Here is a 19,796-nt window from a genome sequence, read left to right on the forward strand (position 1 = left end):
GGCGGACCATGCCAGGATGGAGTTATGGCGAAGACCGGTACCACCACCACGCAGGACCTGCGTTCGGCGATCGAGCGCAGCGGCTACTACCCGGCCCTGGTGTCCGAGGCGGTCGAGTCCGCGGTGGGTCCCGAGCCGATCAGCTCCTACCTGGTGCACCAGGAGACCACCTTCGACGCCAACGAGGTGCGGCGGCACGTCACCGTGCTGGTCCTGACCCCGACCCGCTTCGTGGTCAGCCACACCGACGAGCAGACCGGGGACGGGAGCAGCCCCGCCGTCCCGCTCGCCACCACCTCCACCGAGAGCGTCCGGCTGGACCGGATCAACTCCGTGGTGGTCAGCCGGATGGTCGCCAACCCGGAGACCTACACCCCGGGCACGCTGCCCCGCGAGGTGGTGCTGACCATCGGCTGGGGCGCTGTCCAGCGGCTCGACCTCGAACCGGCCGGCTGCTCCGACCCGAACTGCGAGGCGGACCACGGCTACACCGGCTCCGCCACCGCCGACGACCTGTCCCTGCGGGTCAGCGAGGCCGGCGACGGACCGGAGACGGTGGCCCAGGCCCTGATCTTCGCCCGCGCCCTCTCCGAGGCGACCGTCACCAGCGGCCCCCGGGTCTGATCCCCCGGACCGACCCGCGCAGACCCGGACCGACCCGCACCCACCGCGCCGACCGGCGCCGCCCCGCACGGTCGCGCGCCGACCGCCGCCGACCCCCCGCCGTCCGGACACCGCCCGCCACGGGTCCGGACCGCTCCGGCCAGCCAGGAAGCCACCCCCGCCACCATGCCCTTCGCCCCCGACGGTCACGACGCCTTCGAGCTCCTCGACCCCGCCACCGCGCCCGCGCCGCCCTACGGCAGCGGCTCGCTCAGCGACCTGCTGCCCTCGGTGGCGGCCGGCCTCGGCGTGCCCGGCTTCACCGCCACGCTGCCGCTCGCGCCCGCCGACCGCGCGGTGGTCTTCCTGGTCGACGGCCTCGGCTGGGAGCTGCTGCTGCGCCACCCCGAGTACGCGCCGTTCCTCTCCTCGCTGATCGGCGGCTCGCTCGGCGGCACCGGCCGGCCGCTGACCGCGGGCTTCCCGTCCACCACCGCCACCTCGCTGGCCTCGGTCGGCACCGGCACCCCGCCCGGTCTGCACGGCCTGGTCGGCTACACGGTGGCGGTGCCCGGCGCCGGGTACCTGATGAACCAGCTGCGCTGGCAGCCGCCGACCGACCCGGCCGTCTGGCAGCCGTACCCCACCGTCTTCGAGCAGGTGCACGCCGCCGGGGTGGCCACCGCCCAGGTGTCCTCCCCGCTGTTCGCGCAGACCCCGCTCACCCGGGTCGCGCTCTCCGGCGGCACCTTCCTCGGCCGCACCACCGGCGAGGAGCGGATGGACCGGGCCGCCGCCTGGCTCGCCGAGCACGACCGCGCGCTCGTCTACACGTACGTCAGCGAACTCGACGGCGCGGGCCACCGCTTCGGGGTGGACTCGGACGAGTGGCGGATGACCCTGGACGCGGTCGACCGGCTGGCCCGCCGGCTCGCCGAACAGCTGCCCCCGCGCTCGGTGATGTACGTCACCGCCGACCACGGCATGATCGACATCGCCCCCGAGGACCGGATCGACTTCGACGAGGACTGGGAGCTCGGCGCCGGCGTCGCCCTGCTCGGCGGCGAGGGCCGCGCCCGCCACGTCTACGCCGTCCCCGGCGCCGCCGCCGACGTCCACACGGTCTGGAGCGAGGTGCTCGGCGACCGGATGTGGGTGGCCACCAGGGACCAGGCGATCGAGGCCGGCTGGTTCGGCCCCGCCGTGGACGACCGGGTCTACCACCGGATCGGCGACGTGGTCGCCGCCGCCCGCGACGACATCGCTGTCGTCGCCTCCCGCAACGAGCCCGGCGAGTCCGCGATGATCGGCCTGCACGGTTCGATGACCCCGGTCGAGCAGTTCGTGCCGCTGCTCGAATTCCGCCGCTGAACTCCCTCGATGTGAAAGGCCCTTGCACCACCCATGGCTGAACTGGTGTTCTTCTCCGGCACGATGGACTGCGGGAAGTCGACCCTCGCGCTCCAGATGGACCACAACCACGCCGCCCGCGGCCGGCAGGGGATCATCCTCACCCGCAACGACCGCGCCGGTGCGGCCACCATCTCCAGCCGGCTCGGTCTGCGCGCCGACGCGGTCGAGGTGGCCGACGAGTTCGACTTCCACGCCCATGTGGTGCACCGGCTCTCGGCCGGCGGCCGGGTGGACTACCTGATCTGCGACGAGGCCCAGTTCTTCAACCCCGGGCAGATCGACCAGCTCGCCCGGGTGGTAGACGAACTCGACATCGACGTCTACACCTTCGGCATCACCACGGACTTCCGCACCCGGCTCTTCCCCGGCTCCCAGCGGTTGATCGAACTCGCCGACCGGGTCGAGGTGCTCCAGGTCGAGGCGCTCTGCTGGTGCGGCGCCCGGGCCACCCACAACGCCCGCACCGTCGGCGGGGTCATGGTGGTCGAGGGCGCGCAGGTCGTCATCGGCGACATCTCGGTCCGCGAGGACGAGGTCGGCTACGAGGTGCTCTGCCGCCGCCACCACCGCCGCCGCCTGACCGCCGCCACCGCCCGCGCCGCCGTGCTCTCCCCGGACGTCCTCCCCTTCGAGGAGCAGCAGGCCTGAGCGGCGCGGTCAGCCCGCCCGCAGGACCGAGAAGTGCCCGCCGCGCGGGTCCGCCAGCCGGGCCGCCCGGCCGCGCGGCGTGTCCTGCGGTGCCACCAGTACCCGGCCGCCCAGCTCGACCGCACGCCGGGCCGTCAGATCGACGTCGGCCACCGCGAAGTGGGTTCGCCAGCGCGGCGGGTGGCCGCGCAGCTCGTCGCCGCGCCGGATCCCGGCCACCGGCCGGCCGCCGACCAGCAGTGCCGACCCGCCCTCGGCCTCGGCCACCGGCACCCCGAGCACCGCGCGGTAGAACGCGGCCGCGCCGTCCGCGTCCGGGGTGAGCAGCTCCGTCCAGGCCGGTCCGCCCGGCCCCGGCCCGCTCTCCCGGCCGAGGTGCTCCTCGCCCTGCCAGAGCCCGAACACCGCGCCGGAGACGTCGGCCGCGATCGCCAACCGCCCGGCCCGCTCCGCCTGGAGCGGCCCGACCGCGACCGTGCCGCCGCACTCCCGCACCAACTGGGCCGCGCGGTCCGCGTCGTCCACCGCGAAGTAGCTGGTCCACTGCACCGGGAAGCCGTCCACCGCGGACACCCCGAGTCCGGCCACCGGCTCCTCGCCGAGACGGGCCCGGACGTACTCGCCGAGCTGCGCCGGCCCCGGGGCGAAGGTCCAGCCGAGCAGTTCGCCGTAGAAGGCCCGGGCACCGGGCAGGTCGTCGGTCATCAGGCTGACCCAGCACGGGGTGCCCTGGGCCAGCCGGAGTGTCAGCGCGGGCATGACAGGTCTCCTCAACGGGCGGTCGGCGCACGAAACGGCGCAGTGAGGGTGATGCTTCCACCGTGGCGCTCGTCGAACCCTCGGGCCGCGCGGAAAATCCGGCAAAGAGCGCACAAAGTGCGCCACCCCGCCGGGCGGCCCGGCCCTGCGCCAGAATGACCGCCATGACCACCAATCACGATGACTCCCCGCTGGTGTCGGTGACCGGTTTGCGGGAGTCGCTCGACTCCGGGCGCCCGCCGCTCCTGCTCGATGTGCGCTGGCAGCTCGGCGGTCCGCCCGGCATCGAGGACTACACCGCCGGCCATCTGCCCGGCGCCCGCTTCGTCGCCCTCGACACCGACCTCGCCGCCCCGGCCGGCCCGCCCGGGCGCGGCGGCCGCCACCCGCTGCCCGACCCGGAGGAGTTCGGCGCCGCGCTGCGCCGCCTCGGCGTCTCGGCCGACCGCCCGGTGGTGGTCTACGACGGCGCCACCTCGCTGGCCGCCGCCCGCGCCTGGTGGCTGCTGCGCTGGGCCGGCCACCCGGACGTCCGGGTGCTGGACGGGGGCTTCGCGGCCTGGCAGGAGGCCGGTCTGCCGGTCACCACCGAGGTGCCGCCCGCCGGGGACGGCGACTTCAAGCCGGTCCCGGGGCAGCTGCCGGTGGTGGACGCGGACGGCGCCGCGGCCTGGGCCCGGGAGGCGCTGCTGCTGGACGCCCGGGCGGGGGAGCGCTACCGGGGCGAGACCGAGCCGATCGACCCGCGCGCCGGTCACATCCCCGGCGCGGTCTCCGCGCCGACCACCGAGAACGTCGGCCCGGACGGCCGTTTCCGCCCGGCCGCCGAACTCGCCGCCCGGTTCCGGGAGCTGGGCGCGGGGGAGCGGGACACCGCCGTCTACTGCGGCTCCGGAGTGACGGCCGCGCACCAGATCCTGGCGCTGGCGGTGGCCGGTCTGCCGGCCACCCTCTACCCGGGCTCGTGGAGCGAGTGGTCCAGTGACACGGTCCGCCCGGTCGCCGTCACCGACCGGCCCGGCTGAGCCCGCGGACGCCGAAGGCGCGGACGACCGGGGTCGTCCGCGCCTTCGCACCGCTCTGCGGTCCTGCTGTTCCGAGGCCCTGCTCTACCGCGGTGCTACTCCTGCTTCTTGCGCCGGCTGCCGAAGACGATCTCGTCCCAGCTCGGCACGGTGGCCCGGCGCCCGGGCCGCACGCCGTCGGCCTCGGCCTGGCGGTCGGTGGTGCCGACCAGCCGCTCCCGGTGCGGTGCCACCGCCCGGGGCATCAGGATGTCCGCGTACGCCGAGCCGGCGCCGACCGCCGGGGCGGCCGCTGCGGGCTCCGCCTCCTCCTCGGCCACCTCGGCGGGGACCGGTTCGATCGGCGGCGGCGCGCCGACCGCGAGGTCGCCGCGGAAGGCGGGCACCACGTCCAGCAGGCTGGTCAGCGAGTCCCGGGACTCGGCCGTCGCCTCGCGGGACTCCCGGACCTCGCGGGCCGACATGATCCGGTCCGCCGAGGGCCGGTCGATCATCGGGCGCAGCGGGCGGTCGTGGGGGAGCCGGGCGATCCGCGGGATGAACGGGAAGACCGAATCCTCCTCGCGCTCGACCGATTCGCCGATCAGCGCGCGGGCCTCGTCGTCGTTGGGCTGCACCAGTCGCCGGGGCGGGTCGTACGTCCAGGCCGCGCTGCGGCCCTCGCCGTCGGCGCGGTAGGAGAGGATGACCTCCCAGGTGCCGTCGTCGCGCCGCCAGGAGTCCCAGCGCTCGGTCTCCTTCTCGGCGCCGCGCAGCGCCAGCCGCTCGGACACCGCCTCGCCCAGCTGCGGGCCGGGGGCCTCGCCGTGCCGGCGGATCGCGGTCTTGCGGGCCCGCTCGGCCATGAAGGCGCGCTCGGCCAGCACCGGACCCTCGAAGCGGCGGACCCGGTCGACGGAGATGCCGGCGGCCTGCGCGACCTCCTCGGCGGAGGCACCGGCTCGTATCCGCGCCTGGATGTCCCGGGGGCGGAGGTGGCTCTCGACCTCGATCTCGATCTGGCCGAGGCGTGGCCGGTCACCACGGATGGCGGCCCGGAGCCGCTCGTCGATGGGGAGGGTGTACTCCGTGCTGTCGGCAGCCTTGAGCACCAGCCGTGTGCCGTCGTTGCTGACGGCCACAACCCGCAGTTCGGGCACGGTTACCTCCCGGGTGGTGCCTGCCGACGTCACCTGCGTCGCTGCTCCCGTACTGAGTGTGGCCTGCCCACTGGCGACTGGCCACAACCTTGCTGAGTTCCCCGGCGTGTCGGGCTTACGCCCGGCCACGCCGCTGTGGCACGGTTGCCTTTTTGCCACGTCATCCGTCGACGTCGCGCCTGGGTGCCCCGACCGTCCTCGCACGTGGAGTAACGCGACGATCCGGGACCGGTTGTCGCCGTGCGCGCCTGGGCCACCGCTCCTTGTCAAGCTGCCGGTTGATAGGCAGTCGACAAGTCGACCTGGGCTCAGGCTTTACGAACAGTACTCCATTCGTGGCATCCGAAGGGGCGGCTCGCCGCTCAAGTCTCCCGCGATTCACGGGAATCTCAAGAGCGCACGACCCCAATGGCCGAGGATCGACCGCCGCACGGTGATCATCTTCACATATATCTCTCGCAGAGAACCGCATTTTCGCCCCTTGTGTCCTTCTTTGGGCAGGATGGAGTGACTTGTTCGAAGGACAGTCGTACGGACGCGAGGGATGTCGATGCCGGAGCAGAAGCCCGAACGGGGTGGAACGGAGGAAGGTCGCAGGCGAATTGATCTGAGTGGGACTCAGGTCGCCGCCAGCGCGCTGGCCACCGTGGTGGGGGCGGTGCTCGCGTCCGAACTCGGGGTGTACGGAACCATTCTCGGCGCGGCGGTGGTGAGCATCGGCGCGACCACCGGTGGGGCGCTGTTCCAGCACCTCTTCCGGCGCACCGGGGAACAGCTGCGCGGCGTGGTCGACCGCACCGCCGGTCCGGGGCAGCTGGCGAACGGGCTGCGGCAGGCACCGGAGCCGGACCGGGCCGACCCGGCCCCGCCGCCGGGTCCGGCCGAGTGGAGCACACCGCGGGTGGTCCGGGCGCGGCGCCGGTGGAGCCGGCGGACATACGCGGCCGTCTCGGCCCTGGTGTTCACGGTCGCGATGGTGCCGATCCTCGCCTTCGAGCTCGCGACCGGCCGGCCGGTGTCGGCGACGGTCCAGGGCGAGTCGGGCACCGGCACCTCGCTGGGCGGCCGGGTCGACCGCAAGCCGTCGGGCGACGCACCGCCCTCCGGGCCGGCCGCCGTGCCCTCGCCCTCCGCCGGCCGGGACGGCGGCGCCTCCGGGCGGCCGAGTCCCGGCGCCCGTCCGGGCGCGGAGGGGGAGGGTCCGTCCTCCGCCCCGACGGCCTCCCCGTCCTCCGGTGCGTCGGGCGGCTCCGGTGCGACGCCGTCCGCGCCGGCCTCCGGCACCCCCTCGGCCCGCCCCTCGGGCGAGCCGTCCGCGTCGGCCACGCCCTCGGCGCCGTCCGGCGGCGGGAGCGCCTCCGCGAAGCCGTCCGGCGGCGCGACCCCGAAGCCCCCGGAGCCGAGCACCGCCGTCGTCCCCCCGCCGGCCCCGGAGCCGGCGGGGACGCCCAAGGCGCCTCAGGCACCCCAGGCGTCCCAGGGCTCCTAGGCGCCCAGCACCCGGCGCAGGTAGTCGTTGCCGAAGCGGCGGTCCGGATCGAGCTCGTCGCGCAGCGCGGTGAACTCCGCGAAGCGCGGGTAGACCCCGGCGAGGTACTCGGCGTCCCGGGAGTGCAGCTTGCCCCAGTGCGGCCGGCCGCCGTGCTCGGTCATCAGCCGCTCCACCGCCGTGAAGTACCCCTGCTCCGCGGTGCCCCGGTAGAGGTGGACGGCGATGTACGCGGTGTCCCGGCCGTGGGCGGTGGAGAGCCAGACCTCGTCGGCCGGGGCGAACCGCACCTCGACCGGGAAGCTGATCCGCCAGCGGGACCGCTCGACCATGGCCCGCAGTTCGCGCAGCACCTCGCCCACCGAGGCGCGCGGCACCGCGTACTCCATCTCGACGAAGCGCACCTTGCGGGGGCTGGTGAAGACCCGGTGGGCGGCGTCGGTGTAGCTGCGGTCCGACCAGGCGCGGCTGGCCAGCGCGGCGATCGTCGGCACCGAGGCGGGGAAGCGGCGCCCGACCCGGCAGGCGCCCTCCCAGACGGTGTTGGAGAGGAAGTCGTCCTCCAGCCACTCCTTGAACCGGGGCAGCGGCGCGGCCGGGCCCTGGCTGCGGTTGTTGCGCTTGGTGGAGCAGCGGTCGGTGTGCGGGAACCAGTAGAACTCGAAGTGCTCGTTGACGGCGGTGAGGTCGTCCAGCCGGTGCAGCACCTCGCCGAAGCGCATCGGCTGTTCGTGCGCGGTGAGCAGGAAGGCCGGTTCTACGGCGAGGGTGAGCGCGGTGATCACGCCGAGCGCGCCGAGGCCGAGCCGGGCGGCCTCGAACAGCTCCGGGTTCTCGGTGGGGGAGCAGTGCCGGACGCTTCCGTCGGCGAGCACGATCTCCAGCCCGCGGATCTGGGCGGCCAGCGACCCGGAGTCCCGGCCGGTGCCGTGGGTGCCGGTGCTGGTGGCGCCCGCCACGGTCTGCACCTCGATGTCGCCCATGTTGGTGAGCGAGAGGCCCGCGGCGGCGAGCAGCCGGTTGAGCCGGTGCAGCGGGAGTCCGGCCTCGACGGTGACGGTGCCGTTCTCGTGGTCGATCCCGCGCACGGCGGTCAGGCCCTGCGGCCGGACCAGGACTCCGTGGCCGGCGGAGGCGATCGCGGTGAAGGAGTGGCCGGCACCGACCGCCTTGACGGTCTCGCCCCGGTCGGCGGCGCGCAGGATCTCCTTGGCCAGTTCCTCCGCACTGCCGGGGGTGACCACCCGGGCGGGGACGGTGCTCTGGTTGCCCGCCCAGTTGGTCCAGCGGGTGCGGGTCGCGGTACTGGCCTGGGGCATTGCGGCGCCTCCTGCTCCGTGGCCGAACGGGTGTCGGCTCACCTCAATCCCTACCCGCGGGTAGGCCGCAGGTAGGGAGGAGGGTAAGGCAGGTCAGCGTCCGAGGTCCACGGTTTCGGCGGACGCGGGACTGCCCGGCTCGGCGTCCAGCCCGGCCCGCAGCCGCTTGAGTCCGGCCGCCGCCGTCAGCACGCCGAACACCCCGGCGGTCAGCGGCACCCAGTAGCCGGCGGCCGCTCCCGCGGCGTCGACCGTCCAGCCGCCGACCGAGGAGCCGACCGCGACACCGATCGCCAGCCCGGTGGTCGTCCAGGTCATGCCCTCGGTCAGCTGGGCGGGCGGGACCAGCCGCTCGACCAGGGCCATCGCGGTGATCAGGGTGGGGGAGATGGCGATGCCCGCGATCAGCAGCGCGCCGCCGACCGCGACCAGGCCGCCGACGCCGCTCACCGACTCGGCGACCAGCAGCAGCGGCACCATGCTGACCGCCATGAAGACCACCCCGCCGAAGAAGCGGCTCGCCATCGACCCGGTGAGCTTCAGGGTGCCGAACACGAAGCCGGCCATGCAGGAGCCGAGTGCCCAGAGCGCCAGGATCACGCTGGAGATCGCCTTGTGGCCCTGGTCCTCGGCGTAGGCCACGGTCACCACCTCGACCGAGCCGAAGATCGCCCCGGTGGCGACGAAGGTCAGCACCAGGACGATCAGGCCGCCGTTCAGGATCGCGCTGCGGCCGGTGTGGGTGTGCGCGGGATGCAGCGGCGGCTCGGTCCGCCGCTGGGCGGTGAACAGGGCGATGCCGACGGCGAGGAAGATCCCGGCGAGCAGGACGCCCGCCTCGGGGAAGACCGCGGTGGCCAGTCCGATCGACAGGATCGGGCCGACGATGAAGCAGACCTCGTCGACCACCGCCTCGAAGGAGTAGGCCGTGTGCAGCTTCGGCGCCTCGTCCCGGTAGAGGTGCGCCCAGCGCGCGCGGACCATGGCGCCGGTGCTGGGCATCCCGCCCATGCCGACGGCGAAGACGAACAGCGTCCAGGTCGGCGCCGAGAAGTGGGCGCAGAGCAGCAGTCCGGTCGCGGCGGCGATCGTGATGACGGTCGCCGGCACGGCGACCCGGCGCTGCCCGTGCCGGTCCACCAGCCAGGAGACCATCGGCCCCAGGACCGCCGCCGAGACCGCCAGCGTCGCCGACACCAGGCCCGCGATGCCGTAGGAGCCTCTCAGCTGGGAGAGCATCGTGACGATGCCGATGCCGGTCATCGAGATCGGCAACCTGGCTATGAAGCCGCTGGACGAGAAGGCCAGAGTGCCGGGGGCGGCGAATATCTGGCGGTAGCTGGACAGCACGGGAGCTCCGCAAATCGGGGGTAAGGGACGAGGCTGGTAACGACAGCTTACGAACCTTGGCAATCGGTATTTTCCGGACACCGGGCGCCGTCCCGGCATCGGCCCCCGGGCCCACAGTGGCAGGATCGGTCCCATGTCCGACGCGCGCAACACCTCCCGCACCGGCGCCGCCCCGTACGACGCCCTGCTGCTGCTCTCCTTCGGCGGGCCCGAGGCCCCCGAGGACGTCGTGCCGTTCCTGGAGAACGTCACCCGGGGCCGGGGGATCCCCAAGGAACGGCTCCGGGAAGTGGGCAAGCACTACTTCCTGTTCGGCGGCGTCAGCCCGATCAACGAGCAGAACCGCGAACTGCTGGCCGCGCTGCGCAAGGACTTCGCCGAGCACGGCCTCGACCTGCCGGTCTACTGGGGCAACCGGAACTGGGCGCCCTACCTGGTCGACACCCTGCGCGAGCTGGCCGCCGACGGGCACCGCCGGATCGCCGTCCTCGCCACCAGCGCCTACGCCGGGTACTCCGGCTGCCGCCAGTACCGGGAGAACCTCGCCGACGCGCTGGCCGCCCTGGCCGCCGAGGGCCTGCCGGAGCTCCGGGTCGACAAGCTGCGGCACTTCTACAACCACCCCGGCTTCGTCGAGCCGATGACCGAGGCCACCCTGGCCGCCCTGGACCGGCTGCCCGAGGAGGCCAGGGCCGGCGCCCGGCTGGCGTTCACCACCCACTCGATCCCGGACGCCATGGCCGAGACCTCCGGCGCCCCGGACGACCCGGCCCGGGGCCGCCCCGGCGGCGCCTACGTCGCCCAGCACCTGGACGTGGCCCGGCTGGTCGCCGACGCCGTCGCCGGGCGCACCGGAGTCGCGGACCGCCCCTGGGAGCTGGTCTTCCAGAGCCGCAGCGGCGCCCCGCACATCCCGTGGCTGGAACCCGACATCTGCGACCACCTGGAGGCGCAGCACGCCGACGGCGCCCCGGCCGTGGTGATGGTCCCGATCGGCTTCGTCTCCGACCACATGGAGGTCAAGTACGACCTCGACACCGAGGCGACGGCCAGGGCCGCCGAACTGGGCCTGCCGGTCGCCCGGGCCGCCACCGTCGGGGCCGACCCCCGGTTCACCGCCGCCGTCCGCGAACTCGTCCTGGAGCGGGCCGCCGCCGAGCGCGGCGAGCCGGTGTCCCGCTGCGCCCTGGGCGCCCTCGGCCCCAGCCACGACGTCTGCGCGGTGGCCTGCTGCCCCAACCCGCGCGCACCCCGCCCGGCCGCTGCCGAGCACTGACCGCCGCCGAGCACCGACCGCCCCGTCCCGGAGGAGAAGACCGTGTCCAGCCCCGCCGTGCCCGACCCCGCCCTGCTCGACGAGCTGCTCGACGTCGCCCTGGACGCCGCCCGCCGGGCCGGGGCGCTGCTGCTCGACGGCCGGCCCGCCGACCTCGGTGTGGCCGGCACCAAGAGCAGCCCGGTCGACGTGGTGACCGAGATGGACCTGGCCTCGGAGAAGCTCGTCCTGGAACTGATCACGGCCCGCCGGCCCGAGGACGGCTACCTCGGCGAGGAGGGCGCCGAACGGCCCGGTACCAGCGGTGTGCGCTGGGTCGTCGACCCGCTGGACGGCACTGTCAACTACTTGTACGGGCTGCCCTCCTGGGCGGTCAGTGTGGCCGCCGAGCTGGACGGGCGCGCGGTGGTCGGGGTGGTGTACGCCCCGGCTCGCGGCGAGCTGTTCCACGCCGTGATCGGTCGCGGGGCGCACCGGGACGGGCAGCCGCTCTCCACCCGCCCGGCGCCGCCGTGGGGCCAGGCGCTGATCGGCACCGGTTTCGCCTACGTCCGGGAGGTGCGGGTGCGGCAGGCCGAGGTGGTGCTCGCCCTGATGTCGGAGGTGCGCGACATCCGCCGGGCCGGCGCCGCGGCCGTGGACCTCTGCGACGTCGCGGCGGGCCGGCTGGACGGCTACTACGAGCGCGGCCTGGCCCCCTGGGACCGGGCGGCGGGCTGCCTGATCGCGGCCGAGGCCGGCGCCCTGGTCGGCGGCCGCCCCGGGCACGGCCCGGACGGCGAGCTGACCGTGGCCGCCGCGCCCGGGGTGTACGAGCCGCTCCAGGAGCGGCTGGCCGCCCTGCGCGCCTGGGCGGACCGGGCGGCGCCCACCGGGTGACCCGGACCGGTTCCCCCGTCGGGCCGCCCTTCCCGGGCGGACCCGGCGGGGGACGCCCGGGCAGCGAAGAGCCCTGACATACGGGGGATGCCAGGGCCTGGGTTTTCGCACGGCCCCCGTAGGGCCGCTGGTGCCGGAGGTCCGGCGACGGGTCGGGCGGTCGGAGGATCAGGCGGCGGTGCGGTGGCGTTCCAGCACCGTGTCCACGCCGTGCTCGGCGGCGAGACGGCGCAGATCGTCCAGCTCGGACTGTTCCACCTCGGCGAGGAACTCGTCCCCGGCCTCGATCGCGCGGTGCAGGTCCTGCTCGGCGTTGGCGATGCGCTGCAGGATTCCGGCGGTGAAGGCGTCCATACGGGCCCCCTTACTGTGTCGGACGTGCACGGTCGTGCGCCCCCTGCCCCAGGTGTGCGGTAGCCAGCGGAAGCGTCCGATCCGGTTCGGTGAAGATGTCCGGTCGGGCGCGGAGACGGCCCTCGGCCGCTCCCGTGACGCCCCGAGTCCCAGGGCCGGCGCGGATGAACGCACGGCGGGTGGGTGCGATCGGCTCAGAAACCGGATCGCGGGTGTGCAGCTGTCCTCCCCGCCCCCGGGGCGGGGAAACCTCCCGCCGCGAGAAAGTTGCCCGCGTCACAGTCCAATCGGACTGTTCCCGCCACGAACCCCGCCACGAACCCCGGCGGCGGACCCTGGTGCGGACCCCGGCCGCGGACCCGCCGCGCGCCCGGCGCCACCTGCGGGCGGACCTGCCTCCGGGGCAGCTTATCGCTGCTTTACCGCAGGACCAGGCAGGATGGAGCCACCGTCGGAGCCGTGCGTCCGCCTCCGGGGCCGGCCTGGAGAAGGGACAACGACCGTGCGGGTTCTCGTCGTCGAGGACGAGCAGTTGCTCGCCGAGGCAGTCGCCACGGGTCTGCGCCGCGAGGCGATGGCCGTCGACGTGGTGTACGACGGGGAGGCCGCGCTCCAGCGCATCGCGGTCAACGACTACGACGTGGTCGTCCTCGACCGCGACCTGCCGCTGGTGCACGGCGACGACGTCTGCCGCAGCGTCGTCGAGCAGGGCCTCGCCACCCGGGTGATCATGCTGACCGCCTCCGGCGACATCAGCGACCGGGTCGAGGGCCTGGAGATCGGGGCGGACGACTACCTCCCGAAGCCGTTCGCCTTCAGCGAACTCGTCGCCCGGGTCCGCGCGCTGGGCCGCCGTGCCACCGTCCCGCTGCCCCCGATCCTGGAGCGGGCCGGCATCTCGGTCGACCCGGGCCGCCGCGAGGTCATCCGGGACGGCCGCCCGGTCCAGCTCGCCCCCAAGGAATTCGCCGTCCTGGAGGTGCTGATGCGGGCCGGCGGTGCCGTCGTCTCCGCCGAGCAGCTGCTCGAGAAGGCCTGGGACGAGCACACCGACCCGTTCACCAACGTCGTCCGCGTCACCGTGATGACCCTGCGCCGCAAGCTCGGCGACCCGCCGGTGATCGTCACCGTGCCCGGTTCCGGCTACCGGATCTGACCGGACCCGCCCCCACCCCGCGCCCGCCCCGGCGGACGCCCCGAGAGGACCATCATGACCACCCCGCCCTCGGCCGGCGGGCCCTCCGGCGCGCCCTCCGGCGGGCGCGCCGTGCCCGGCACGCCCGTTCCGCCCAGGCCCCCGCACCCGCCGCGCGCCCCCCGACTGCACCAGCCCGAGAGCTACGTGCCCGGCGACGGCATGCTCGCCTGGCTGCCCTTCCGCCCCACCATCCGGATCCGGCTCACCCTGCTCTACGGCGGGATGTTCCTGATGGCCGGGGTGGTGCTGCTGCTGCTGATGTACGTCTTCGTGCGGCAGGGATTCCGCGACACCCAGCTGCCGAACATCACGCTCCGCTCCGAGGTGCCGTTCACCTTCATCACCCCGGACGGGCAGCAGATGTCGGCCCAAAGCTTCAACAACTGGCTGGACGCCTACCAGTCGAACCAGGCCAACACCGCGCTCAACCTGCTGCTGCGCAAGACCCTCACCATGCTGGTCTGCCTGGCCGCGATCGCCTTCGCGGCCGGCTACGCGATGGCCGGCCGGGTGCTGCGCCCGCTCGGCCGGATCACCCGTACCGCCCGCGAGGTGGCGTCCTCCGACCTGCACCGGCGGATCGAGCTGGACGGCCCGGACGACGAGCTCAAGGAGCTCGCGGACACCTTCGACGACATGCTGGAGCGGCTGGACCGGTCCTTCGACTCCCAGCGCCGCTTCGTCGCCAACGCCTCGCACGAACTGCGAACCCCGCTGGCGATCAACCGCACCCTGCTGGAGGTCCAGCTCTCCGACCCGGCGGCCTCGGCCGACCTCCAGCAGCTCGGCAAGACCCTGCTGGCCACCAACGAGCGCAGCGAGCAGCTGGTCGAGGGCCTGCTGCTGCTCGCCCGCAGCGACAACGAGCTGACCGACCGCCGCCCGGTGGAGCTGTCCGAGGCCGCCACCCGGGCGCTGGAGCAGACCAGGGCCGAGGCCGTGAAGCGCGAGGTCGACCTGCGCGCCTCGCTGCACCCGGCGATGGTCGCCGGCAACGGCATCCTGCTGGAGCGGATCGCGCTCAACCTGCTCCAGAACGCCGTCCGCTACAACTCCCCGGACGGCTGGGTCGAGATCACCACCGCCCCGGTCCCCGGCGGCGGCGAGCTGGTGGTCTCCAACACCGGCCCGGTGGTGCCCGGCTACGAGCTGGAGCACATCTTCGAGCCGTTCCGCCGGGTCAAGGGCGCCGACCGCACCCGCAGCGACAAGGGGGTCGGCCTCGGCCTCTCGATCGTCCGCTCGGTGGTCCGGGCGCACAACGGCACCATCGAGGCGACCCCGCGCGCCGGCGGCGGCCTCACCATGCGCGTGCGCATCCCCGGCATCTAGCGGGCGCCCCCGGACGCCCTCCCGCACCCGGGCCCACCGGACGGCTCCCGGAGCCGTCACGACCCCCTCACGGCCCTCCTGGGGCCCGTCCGCCGCCCGGGGCGGGCGACCTCCGTACGCCGACCGTTCCCAGCCGCCCCCGCCAGGCCTGTCAAGACGACATAAGCCCTGGCGGGGGCGGCTTGTCTTTTCCGGTCCGGGCAACTTACGGTGTCGTAACCTACGCAACCGTAAGTGCGGCTGCCCAGTACTCCGGTGTGCCCGTCCAACGCGCTCCTCCGGCGCGTGACCTCCCCCAGGAGCCAGATCCGTGACCATCGCCCCCGTGCAGCGCAGTACCTCGCTCGGTTCGAGCGCCTGGACCGACGCGCGACTGATCCTGGCCCTCGAAGAGGTCGTCGAGAAGGAGCTCGACCGACACCTCAAGGTCGCCAAGGAGTGGATGCCGCACGAGTTCGTGCCCTGGAGCCGGGGGCGCGACTTCCCCGGTGTGCTGGGCGGCGAGGCCTGGGAGCCCGGCGACTCCAAGGTGACCCCGCTCGGCCGGGTCTCGCTGGTGGTCAACCTGCTCACCGAGGACAACCTCCCGAGCTACCACCACGAGATCGCGACCATGTTCGGCCGCGAGGGCGCCTGGGGGACGTGGGTGCACCGCTGGACGGCGGAGGAGGGGCGGCACGGCATAGCCATTCGCGACTACCTGCTCACCACCCGGGCCGTCGACCCGGACGAGCTGGAGCGGGCGCGGATGTCCCACATGTCGGAGGGCTTCGTGTCCGACAACGCGCACAGCATGCTGCAGTCGGTCGCCTACGTGGCCTTCCAGGAGCTCGCCACCCGCATCTCGCACCGCAACACCGGCCACTACGCCGGCTGCCCGCTGGCGGACCAGCTGCTCGCGAAGATCGCCAACGACGAGAACCTGCACATGGTCTTCTACCGCAACCTGCTGAAGGCCGCTCTGGAGATCGCCCCCGACCAGGCCATGCGCGCCGTCGCCGACGTGGTGACCGACTTCCGGATGCCGGGCCACGGCATCCCCGGCTTCGAGCGGGCGGCCGCCCAGATCGCCCTCGGCGGCGTCTACAACCTCCGCATCCACCACGACGACGTGCTGCAGCCCGTGCTGCGCCACCTCAAGGTGATGGAGATCGGGGGCCTCGGCCCCGAGGGCCTGCGGGCCCAGGAGGAGCTCGGCGTCTTCCTCGACGGACTGGACGCCCAGGCGACCAAGTTCGACGAGCGGCAGGCGGCCCGGCTGGCGCGGATCGCGGCCCGGAAGCAGTAGGCGCGGCGGCGGGCGCCCCTCCGGAGGCTCCGACGGGGGCTGCGGCAGACGTACTGGCTTGGGCGGATTTTCCATGTTTTGCCCGGCCCGGGGGTGAACGTGACCAAGCTCACACCGTGTCGCTCCAGGGGATGGGGCGACCCCGGAGAGTGATCATCGTCCCGATCGCTCCGATCGCCGTCCGTGAGCGGAACGGCGATCGGAGGCGGGGCGAAGGATTGGCTCTCCGCCCTGGTGGGCAAGGGAATTGGCGGGCGCACGGCGGACCTTCGCTCACGGAGCGTGTCCGTCGGGCGCTCGCCGACGCGCTCCGGCGATGGCCCTGGGTGAGGCGTCGAGGGCCCAAGTGGATCATCCCGGCGGACCCCCGGCTGAGTGTCGATTGAGTAACAGGGCTTGAAGTAAGGCAAAATCTCCGCCTCGGGTCGGGCACAAGACCGACCCCCCATGCGTTACGTGCGCTGGAGATACCGCACACACCGCACAACCCGGAGGGGGAGAGCGAAAAATGGCTACCGACTACGACACCCCACGCAAGACCGACGATGAGCTCAACGAGGACAGCATCGAGGAGCTCAAGGCCCGCAGGAACGACAAGGGCGGCAACGCGGTCGACGTCGACGAGTTCGAGGCGGCCGAGGGCATGGAGCTCCCCGGCGCGGACCTCTCGAACGAGGAACTCTCCGTCCGGGTGCTGCCGCGGCAGGCCGACGAGTTCACCTGCATGAGTTGCTTCCTGGTCCACCACCGCAGCCAGCTGTACAGCGAGAAGAACGGCAACCCGATCTGCCGGGACTGCGGCGCCTGAGGACCAGGGCGTCATGACTCGGGCCTCGCGGTGTCCGCGAGACCGGTGCGACGCCCCTTCCGGCCCCGGGCAGCGGGGCCGGACGGCAGCTCCGGCGTCCGTCCCGACGGACGCACCAGTCATACGGACGGATGGAAACGCGTCTCCCGGAGACGCCGAGGGACGGTACCGCGAGGCGGTACCGTCCCTTTCCGACTTTCCCGTCCGTCTTTCCCGGACCGGACCGGGCGTTCCCCGGTGGGGTCCCGCTCAGGCGCGGGTGTTCCGGCGGGCCTCTTCCAGGGCCTCGGCGAGCTTCATCGGCGAGCGGGTGGAGAGGTAGAGGTAGGGCGTCGGGTCGGCCGGATCGCTGACCTCGACCCGGAGCGCGGTCGGCACGTAGCTGCGCAGCAGCATGAAGGCCCGCGGGTCGGCCTTGGGGCCGCGCCAGGCGGCGGCCTCGGCCGGACCGAGCGCGTGGGCGGAGCCGAGGGCGTCCACCGGGATCCGGGCCGTGCCGGCCACCAGGGAGCCCTGGACCACCCGGATCCGGGCGGAGCCGTAACTGTTGATCGCGGCGGCGCCGGCGGCGATGCCGACCACCAGCCCGACCAGGGCGCCCACCGCGCTGACCCGCAGCAGGATCAGGGCGAGCGTGAGGCCGAGCAGGACCGGGAACAGCCACCAGGAGCGCGGCGCGGTGAGGCGTTCGTCGTACATGCCCCCCATTGTGGGCGTCGATACACCGGGCTCCGGACGCAACCCCCGCTCCCGGCACGGCTACCGGTCGGTAGGGTGGGGCGCCGTGACCGGTTCGACTGCCCCCACCGCGCCCCTGACCCCCGCCGTCCCCAGCGAGTCCGCGCCCCCGGCCCACCCGGCGTCGCCCGCGACGCCCCCGCCGGAGGCCGTCCTCCCGCCGCGCGCGCCCGAGGCCCCGGCCCCCGGCACCAGCCTCGGCTCCCACTACGAGCACTGCTTCGGCTGCGGCCCGCAGCACCCCGGTGGACTGCGGATCGACGCGGTCGCCGGGACCGGCCTCGACGTCACCGCCGAGTTCACCGTCCGCCCGGAGCACCAGGGCGGCCCCGGGCTGGCCCACGGCGGCCTGCTGACCACGGCCATGGACGAGACCCTCGGCACGCTCAACTGGCTGCTGCACGTCCCCGCCGTCACCGGCCGGCTGGAGACCGACTTCCTGTCCCCGGTGCCGGTCGGCTCCACGCTGCACCTGCGGGCCTGGATAACCGGTGCGCACGGCCGGAAGATCTACAGCGCCGCCGAGGCGCGGATCGGTGGCCCCGACGGCCCGGTCGCCGTGCGCGCACGGGCACTCTTCATCCAGGTGAAGCTGGAACACTTCACCAAGCACGGTCGTCCCGAGGACATCGAGAAGGTCCTCGACGACCCCGACCTGATGCAGCGCGCCCGATCCTTTGAGGTGAACCCTTGAGCAGCACCCCCCGCGAGCCCCTCGACGTCCTGATCCGCCGGCTCGACCCCGAGCTGCCGCTGCCCGCGTACGCGCAGCCCGGCGACGCCGGCGCCGACCTGCGGACCACCGTGGACGCGGAGCTGGCCCCCGGCGAGCGGGCGGTGCTGCCCACCGGCATCGCCGTCGCGTTGCCCGACGGCTACGCCGCGTTCGTCCACCCCCGGTCCGGACTGGCAGCTCGTTGCGGCGTTGCTCTGGTGAACGCCCCAGGGACGGTCGATGCCGGGTACCGTGGAGAGATCAAGGTGATCGTCGTCAATCTGGATCCGCGCGAGGCGGTCAGCTTCCGCCGAGGGGACCGGATCGCCCAGCTGGTCGTCCAGCAGGTCGAGAAGGCCCGCTTCCACGAAGTGGCCGAGCTGCCGGGGTCGGCACGGGCCGAGGGCGGCTTCGGGTCGACCGGTGGTCACGCCGCGGTCTAGGCTGCCCGCGGCCTCGCAGGAAGCCGAGCAGGTATTCGCATCGGTCTTGGACCGGGAAGGACAGTGACCGTGTTCCGTCGTCGCCAGAAGAGCGAGGACGCTGTCGAGCAGCTCGCCGACGACGCCATCAGCGCCGACGAGACGGCCGATGACGTTGAAGGTTCCGCCGAGAGCGAGAACGTGACCGTGGACCCGACGGACCGGGTCGGTCTGCCGCCGGCTCCGCGGCCGGACGGTCCGTGGGACCACTCCGAGCTGGAGAACCCGGAGGAGGGCCGCGTCGACCTCGGCGGCCTGCTGGTCCCCGGTGTCGAGGGCATGGAGCTCCGGGTCGAGGTGGCCGGCGACGCGATCGTGGCCGCGACCCTGGTCCTCGGCAGCAGCGCCATCCAGCTTCAGGCCTTCGCGGCCCCCAAGTCGGAGGGCATCTGGGGTGAGGTCCGCGAGGAGATCGCCAACGGCATCACCTCGCAGGGCGGCCTCGTCGAGGAGGAGGAGGGCCCCCTGGGCTGGCACCTCCGCGCCCAGGTCCCGGTGCAGCTGCCGGACGGCACGCAGGGCGTGCAGCTGGTGCGATTCGTCGGCTGCGACGGTCCGCGCTGGTTCCTGCGCGGTGTCATCTCCGGCCAGGCCGCCGTCCAGCCCGAGATGGGCGGGATCCTGGAGCAGGTCTTCCGGCAGACGGTCGTCGTCCGCGGCGAGACCCCGATGGCTCCCCGCGACCCGATCGTGCTGAAGCTCCCCGAGGACGCGCAGATGGTCGCCGACGGCGGCGGCGCCGTCGCGGCCACCGGTGAGGGCGAGAACCGCTTCGGCGGCACCTCGATCGACCCGTTCGCCCGCGGCCCGGAGATCACCGAGGTCCGCTGAGTACAGCGCCCCAGTACGCCGATCGCCCCCGCCCGGACCACCGGGCGGGGGCGATTTGCTTCTGACGGTCCCGTCCCCGTACAGTTCCGGAGTCGCCGCGAGAGAGCGGGGACAAGCGGAAAGCGAAGTCGGCTGAATGAAACTCCGGAA

The 19,796-nt window shown here is 73.7% G+C and carries 20 protein-coding genes; 14 read left to right on the top strand and 6 right to left on the bottom strand.

Going from position 1 to position 19,796, the window contains the following annotated elements; translation table 11 throughout:
- Nucleotides 1-24 precede the first annotated feature (24 nt).
- From ADK60_RS39285 to ADK60_RS39295, 3 genes are all read left to right on the top strand, one after another.
- Nucleotides 25-624, top strand: a complete 600-nt coding sequence (locus ADK60_RS39285; RefSeq protein WP_030396568.1) for a DUF5998 family protein — start codon at nucleotides 25-27, stop codon at nucleotides 622-624.
- A gap of 165 nt (nucleotides 625-789) precedes the next feature.
- Nucleotides 790-1,974, top strand: a complete 1,185-nt coding sequence (locus ADK60_RS39290; RefSeq protein WP_045942321.1) for an alkaline phosphatase family protein — start codon at nucleotides 790-792, stop codon at nucleotides 1,972-1,974.
- A 33-nt stretch (nucleotides 1,975-2,007) separates the two neighbouring features.
- Nucleotides 2,008-2,664, top strand: coding sequence for a thymidine kinase (locus ADK60_RS39295; RefSeq protein WP_045942320.1), 657 nt, complete (start codon nucleotides 2,008-2,010; stop codon nucleotides 2,662-2,664).
- Nucleotides 2,665-2,673: 9 nt separating this feature from the next.
- Here ADK60_RS39295 and ADK60_RS39300 read toward each other — a convergent pair whose 3' ends face one another.
- The gene (locus tag ADK60_RS39300; RefSeq protein ID WP_053651684.1) at nucleotides 2,674-3,423 is read right to left on the bottom strand and encodes a VOC family protein; all 750 of its coding nucleotides are present in this window, start codon (nucleotides 3,421-3,423) and stop codon (nucleotides 2,674-2,676) included.
- Nucleotides 3,424-3,587: 164 nt separating this feature from the next.
- On the opposite strand from ADK60_RS39300, the gene ADK60_RS39305 reads away from it, so the two are divergent.
- Nucleotides 3,588-4,448 carry a sulfurtransferase gene (locus tag ADK60_RS39305; RefSeq protein WP_053651685.1) on the top strand — a complete coding sequence of 287 codons (861 nt, stop codon included), beginning with the start codon at nucleotides 3,588-3,590 and terminating at the stop codon, nucleotides 4,446-4,448.
- Between the two features lie 95 nt (nucleotides 4,449-4,543).
- Here the strand turns inward: ADK60_RS39305 and sepH are convergent, their stop codons facing one another.
- Nucleotides 4,544-5,620, bottom strand: coding sequence for a septation protein SepH (sepH, locus tag ADK60_RS39310; protein ID WP_078896846.1), 1,077 nt, complete (start codon nucleotides 5,618-5,620; stop codon nucleotides 4,544-4,546).
- A gap of 517 nt (nucleotides 5,621-6,137) precedes the next feature.
- Between sepH and ADK60_RS42850 the strand changes: the two genes are divergently transcribed.
- The gene (locus ADK60_RS42850) at nucleotides 6,138-7,076 is read left to right on the top strand and encodes a hypothetical protein (protein WP_079009069.1); all 939 of its coding nucleotides are present in this window, start codon (nucleotides 6,138-6,140) and stop codon (nucleotides 7,074-7,076) included.
- On the opposite strand, the gene ADK60_RS39320 is transcribed toward ADK60_RS42850, so the two are convergent.
- On the bottom strand, nucleotides 7,073-8,395 hold the full coding sequence (locus tag ADK60_RS39320; protein ID WP_053651689.1) for a D-arabinono-1,4-lactone oxidase: 1,323 nt from the start codon (nucleotides 8,393-8,395) through the stop codon (nucleotides 7,073-7,075). The two genes, ADK60_RS42850 and ADK60_RS39320, sit on opposite strands and share 4 nt — an antisense overlap.
- A 93-nt stretch (nucleotides 8,396-8,488) precedes the next feature.
- Entirely contained in the window at nucleotides 8,489-9,745 is a 1,257-nt protein-coding gene (locus tag ADK60_RS39325; RefSeq protein ID WP_053651691.1) for an MFS transporter, read from the bottom strand.
- Nucleotides 9,746-9,878: 133 nt separating this feature from the next.
- Here ADK60_RS39325 and ADK60_RS39330 point away from each other — a divergent pair, with 133 nt between their 5' ends.
- Together ADK60_RS39330 and ADK60_RS39335 are read left to right on the top strand one after the other, a co-directional pair.
- On the top strand, nucleotides 9,879-11,021 hold the full coding sequence (locus tag ADK60_RS39330) for a ferrochelatase (protein ID WP_045942315.1): 1,143 nt from the start codon (nucleotides 9,879-9,881) through the stop codon (nucleotides 11,019-11,021).
- A 57-nt stretch (nucleotides 11,022-11,078) separates the two neighbouring features.
- Nucleotides 11,079-11,900 (top strand): inositol monophosphatase family protein, encoded by an 822-nt coding sequence (locus ADK60_RS39335; RefSeq protein ID WP_053651711.1) that lies wholly within the window; start codon nucleotides 11,079-11,081, stop codon nucleotides 11,898-11,900.
- 168 nt (nucleotides 11,901-12,068) lie between these two features.
- Here ADK60_RS39335 and ADK60_RS39340 read toward each other — a convergent pair whose 3' ends face one another.
- Nucleotides 12,069-12,254 carry a hypothetical protein gene (locus ADK60_RS39340; RefSeq protein WP_030301315.1) on the bottom strand — a complete coding sequence of 62 codons (186 nt, stop codon included), beginning with the start codon at nucleotides 12,252-12,254 and terminating at the stop codon, nucleotides 12,069-12,071.
- A 502-nt stretch (nucleotides 12,255-12,756) separates the two neighbouring features.
- On the opposite strand from ADK60_RS39340, the gene ADK60_RS39345 reads away from it, so the two are divergent.
- The 4 genes from ADK60_RS39345 to ADK60_RS39360 all read left to right on the top strand — a co-directional run bounded on the left by ADK60_RS39345 (nucleotide 12,757) and on the right by ADK60_RS39360 (nucleotide 16,880).
- Nucleotides 12,757-13,410, top strand: coding sequence for a response regulator transcription factor (locus tag ADK60_RS39345; RefSeq protein ID WP_030396557.1), 654 nt, complete (start codon nucleotides 12,757-12,759; stop codon nucleotides 13,408-13,410).
- A 54-nt stretch (nucleotides 13,411-13,464) separates the two neighbouring features.
- A complete protein-coding gene (locus ADK60_RS39350; RefSeq protein WP_053651692.1) occupies nucleotides 13,465-14,784 on the top strand; it encodes a sensor histidine kinase in 1,320 nt (439 codons plus the stop codon).
- Between the two features lie 310 nt (nucleotides 14,785-15,094).
- A complete protein-coding gene (locus tag ADK60_RS39355) occupies nucleotides 15,095-16,072 on the top strand; it encodes an acyl-ACP desaturase (protein ID WP_030396555.1) in 978 nt (325 codons plus the stop codon).
- A 508-nt stretch (nucleotides 16,073-16,580) separates the two neighbouring features.
- On the top strand, nucleotides 16,581-16,880 hold the full coding sequence (locus tag ADK60_RS39360) for a DUF4193 domain-containing protein (RefSeq protein ID WP_030396554.1): 300 nt from the start codon (nucleotides 16,581-16,583) through the stop codon (nucleotides 16,878-16,880).
- Nucleotides 16,881-17,129: 249 nt separating this feature from the next.
- Here ADK60_RS39360 and ADK60_RS39365 read toward each other — a convergent pair whose 3' ends face one another.
- A complete protein-coding gene (locus ADK60_RS39365; RefSeq protein ID WP_478332156.1) occupies nucleotides 17,130-17,579 on the bottom strand; it encodes a DUF3093 domain-containing protein in 450 nt (149 codons plus the stop codon).
- A gap of 115 nt (nucleotides 17,580-17,694) precedes the next feature.
- Here ADK60_RS39365 and ADK60_RS39370 point away from each other — a divergent pair, with 115 nt between their 5' ends.
- The 3 genes from ADK60_RS39370 (at nucleotide 17,695) to ADK60_RS39380 (ending at nucleotide 19,646) form a co-directional block, all read left to right on the top strand.
- Nucleotides 17,695-18,312, top strand: a complete 618-nt coding sequence (locus ADK60_RS39370; RefSeq protein WP_053651713.1) for a PaaI family thioesterase — start codon at nucleotides 17,695-17,697, stop codon at nucleotides 18,310-18,312.
- Entirely contained in the window at nucleotides 18,309-18,776 is a 468-nt protein-coding gene (gene dut / locus ADK60_RS39375; protein ID WP_045942313.1) for a dUTP diphosphatase, read from the top strand. The genes ADK60_RS39370 and dut overlap by 4 nt, the downstream gene beginning before the upstream one ends.
- 69 nt (nucleotides 18,777-18,845) lie before the next feature.
- A complete protein-coding gene (locus ADK60_RS39380) occupies nucleotides 18,846-19,646 on the top strand; it encodes a DUF3710 domain-containing protein (protein WP_053651715.1) in 801 nt (266 codons plus the stop codon).
- The last annotated feature ends 150 nt before the right edge of the window (nucleotides 19,647-19,796 follow it).

The sequence above is a fragment of the Streptomyces sp. XY431 genome (assembly GCF_001279805.1).
Lineage (GTDB): Bacteria > Actinomycetota > Actinomycetes > Streptomycetales > Streptomycetaceae > Kitasatospora > Kitasatospora purpeofusca.

Excerpts from the sequence above, each read along its gene's own strand:
- ADK60_RS39330 (WP_045942315.1), top strand. The coding sequence starts at position 9,879 with ATGTCCGACGCGCGCAACACCTCCCGCACCGGCGCCGCCCCGTACGAC.
- ADK60_RS42850 (WP_079009069.1), top strand. The coding sequence starts at position 6,138 with ATGCCGGAGCAGAAGCCCGAACGGGGTGGAACGGAGGAAGGTCGCAGG.
- ADK60_RS39305 (WP_053651685.1), top strand. The coding sequence starts at position 3,588 with ATGACCACCAATCACGATGACTCCCCGCTGGTGTCGGTGACCGGTTTG.
- ADK60_RS39365 (WP_478332156.1), bottom strand. The coding sequence starts at position 17,579 with ATGTACGACGAACGCCTCACCGCGCCGCGCTCCTGGTGGCTGTTCCCG.
- ADK60_RS39360 (WP_030396554.1), top strand. The coding sequence starts at position 16,581 with ATGGCTACCGACTACGACACCCCACGCAAGACCGACGATGAGCTCAAC.
- ADK60_RS39340 (WP_030301315.1), bottom strand. The coding sequence starts at position 12,254 with ATGGACGCCTTCACCGCCGGAATCCTGCAGCGCATCGCCAACGCCGAG.
- ADK60_RS39285 (WP_030396568.1), top strand. The coding sequence starts at position 25 with ATGGCGAAGACCGGTACCACCACCACGCAGGACCTGCGTTCGGCGATC.
- ADK60_RS39295 (WP_045942320.1), top strand. The coding sequence starts at position 2,008 with ATGGCTGAACTGGTGTTCTTCTCCGGCACGATGGACTGCGGGAAGTCG.
- ADK60_RS39320 (WP_053651689.1), bottom strand. The coding sequence starts at position 8,395 with ATGCCCCAGGCCAGTACCGCGACCCGCACCCGCTGGACCAACTGGGCG.
- ADK60_RS39290 (WP_045942321.1), top strand. The coding sequence starts at position 790 with ATGCCCTTCGCCCCCGACGGTCACGACGCCTTCGAGCTCCTCGACCCC.
- ADK60_RS39350 (WP_053651692.1), top strand. The coding sequence starts at position 13,465 with ATGACCACCCCGCCCTCGGCCGGCGGGCCCTCCGGCGCGCCCTCCGGC.
- ADK60_RS39300 (WP_053651684.1), bottom strand. The coding sequence starts at position 3,423 with ATGCCCGCGCTGACACTCCGGCTGGCCCAGGGCACCCCGTGCTGGGTC.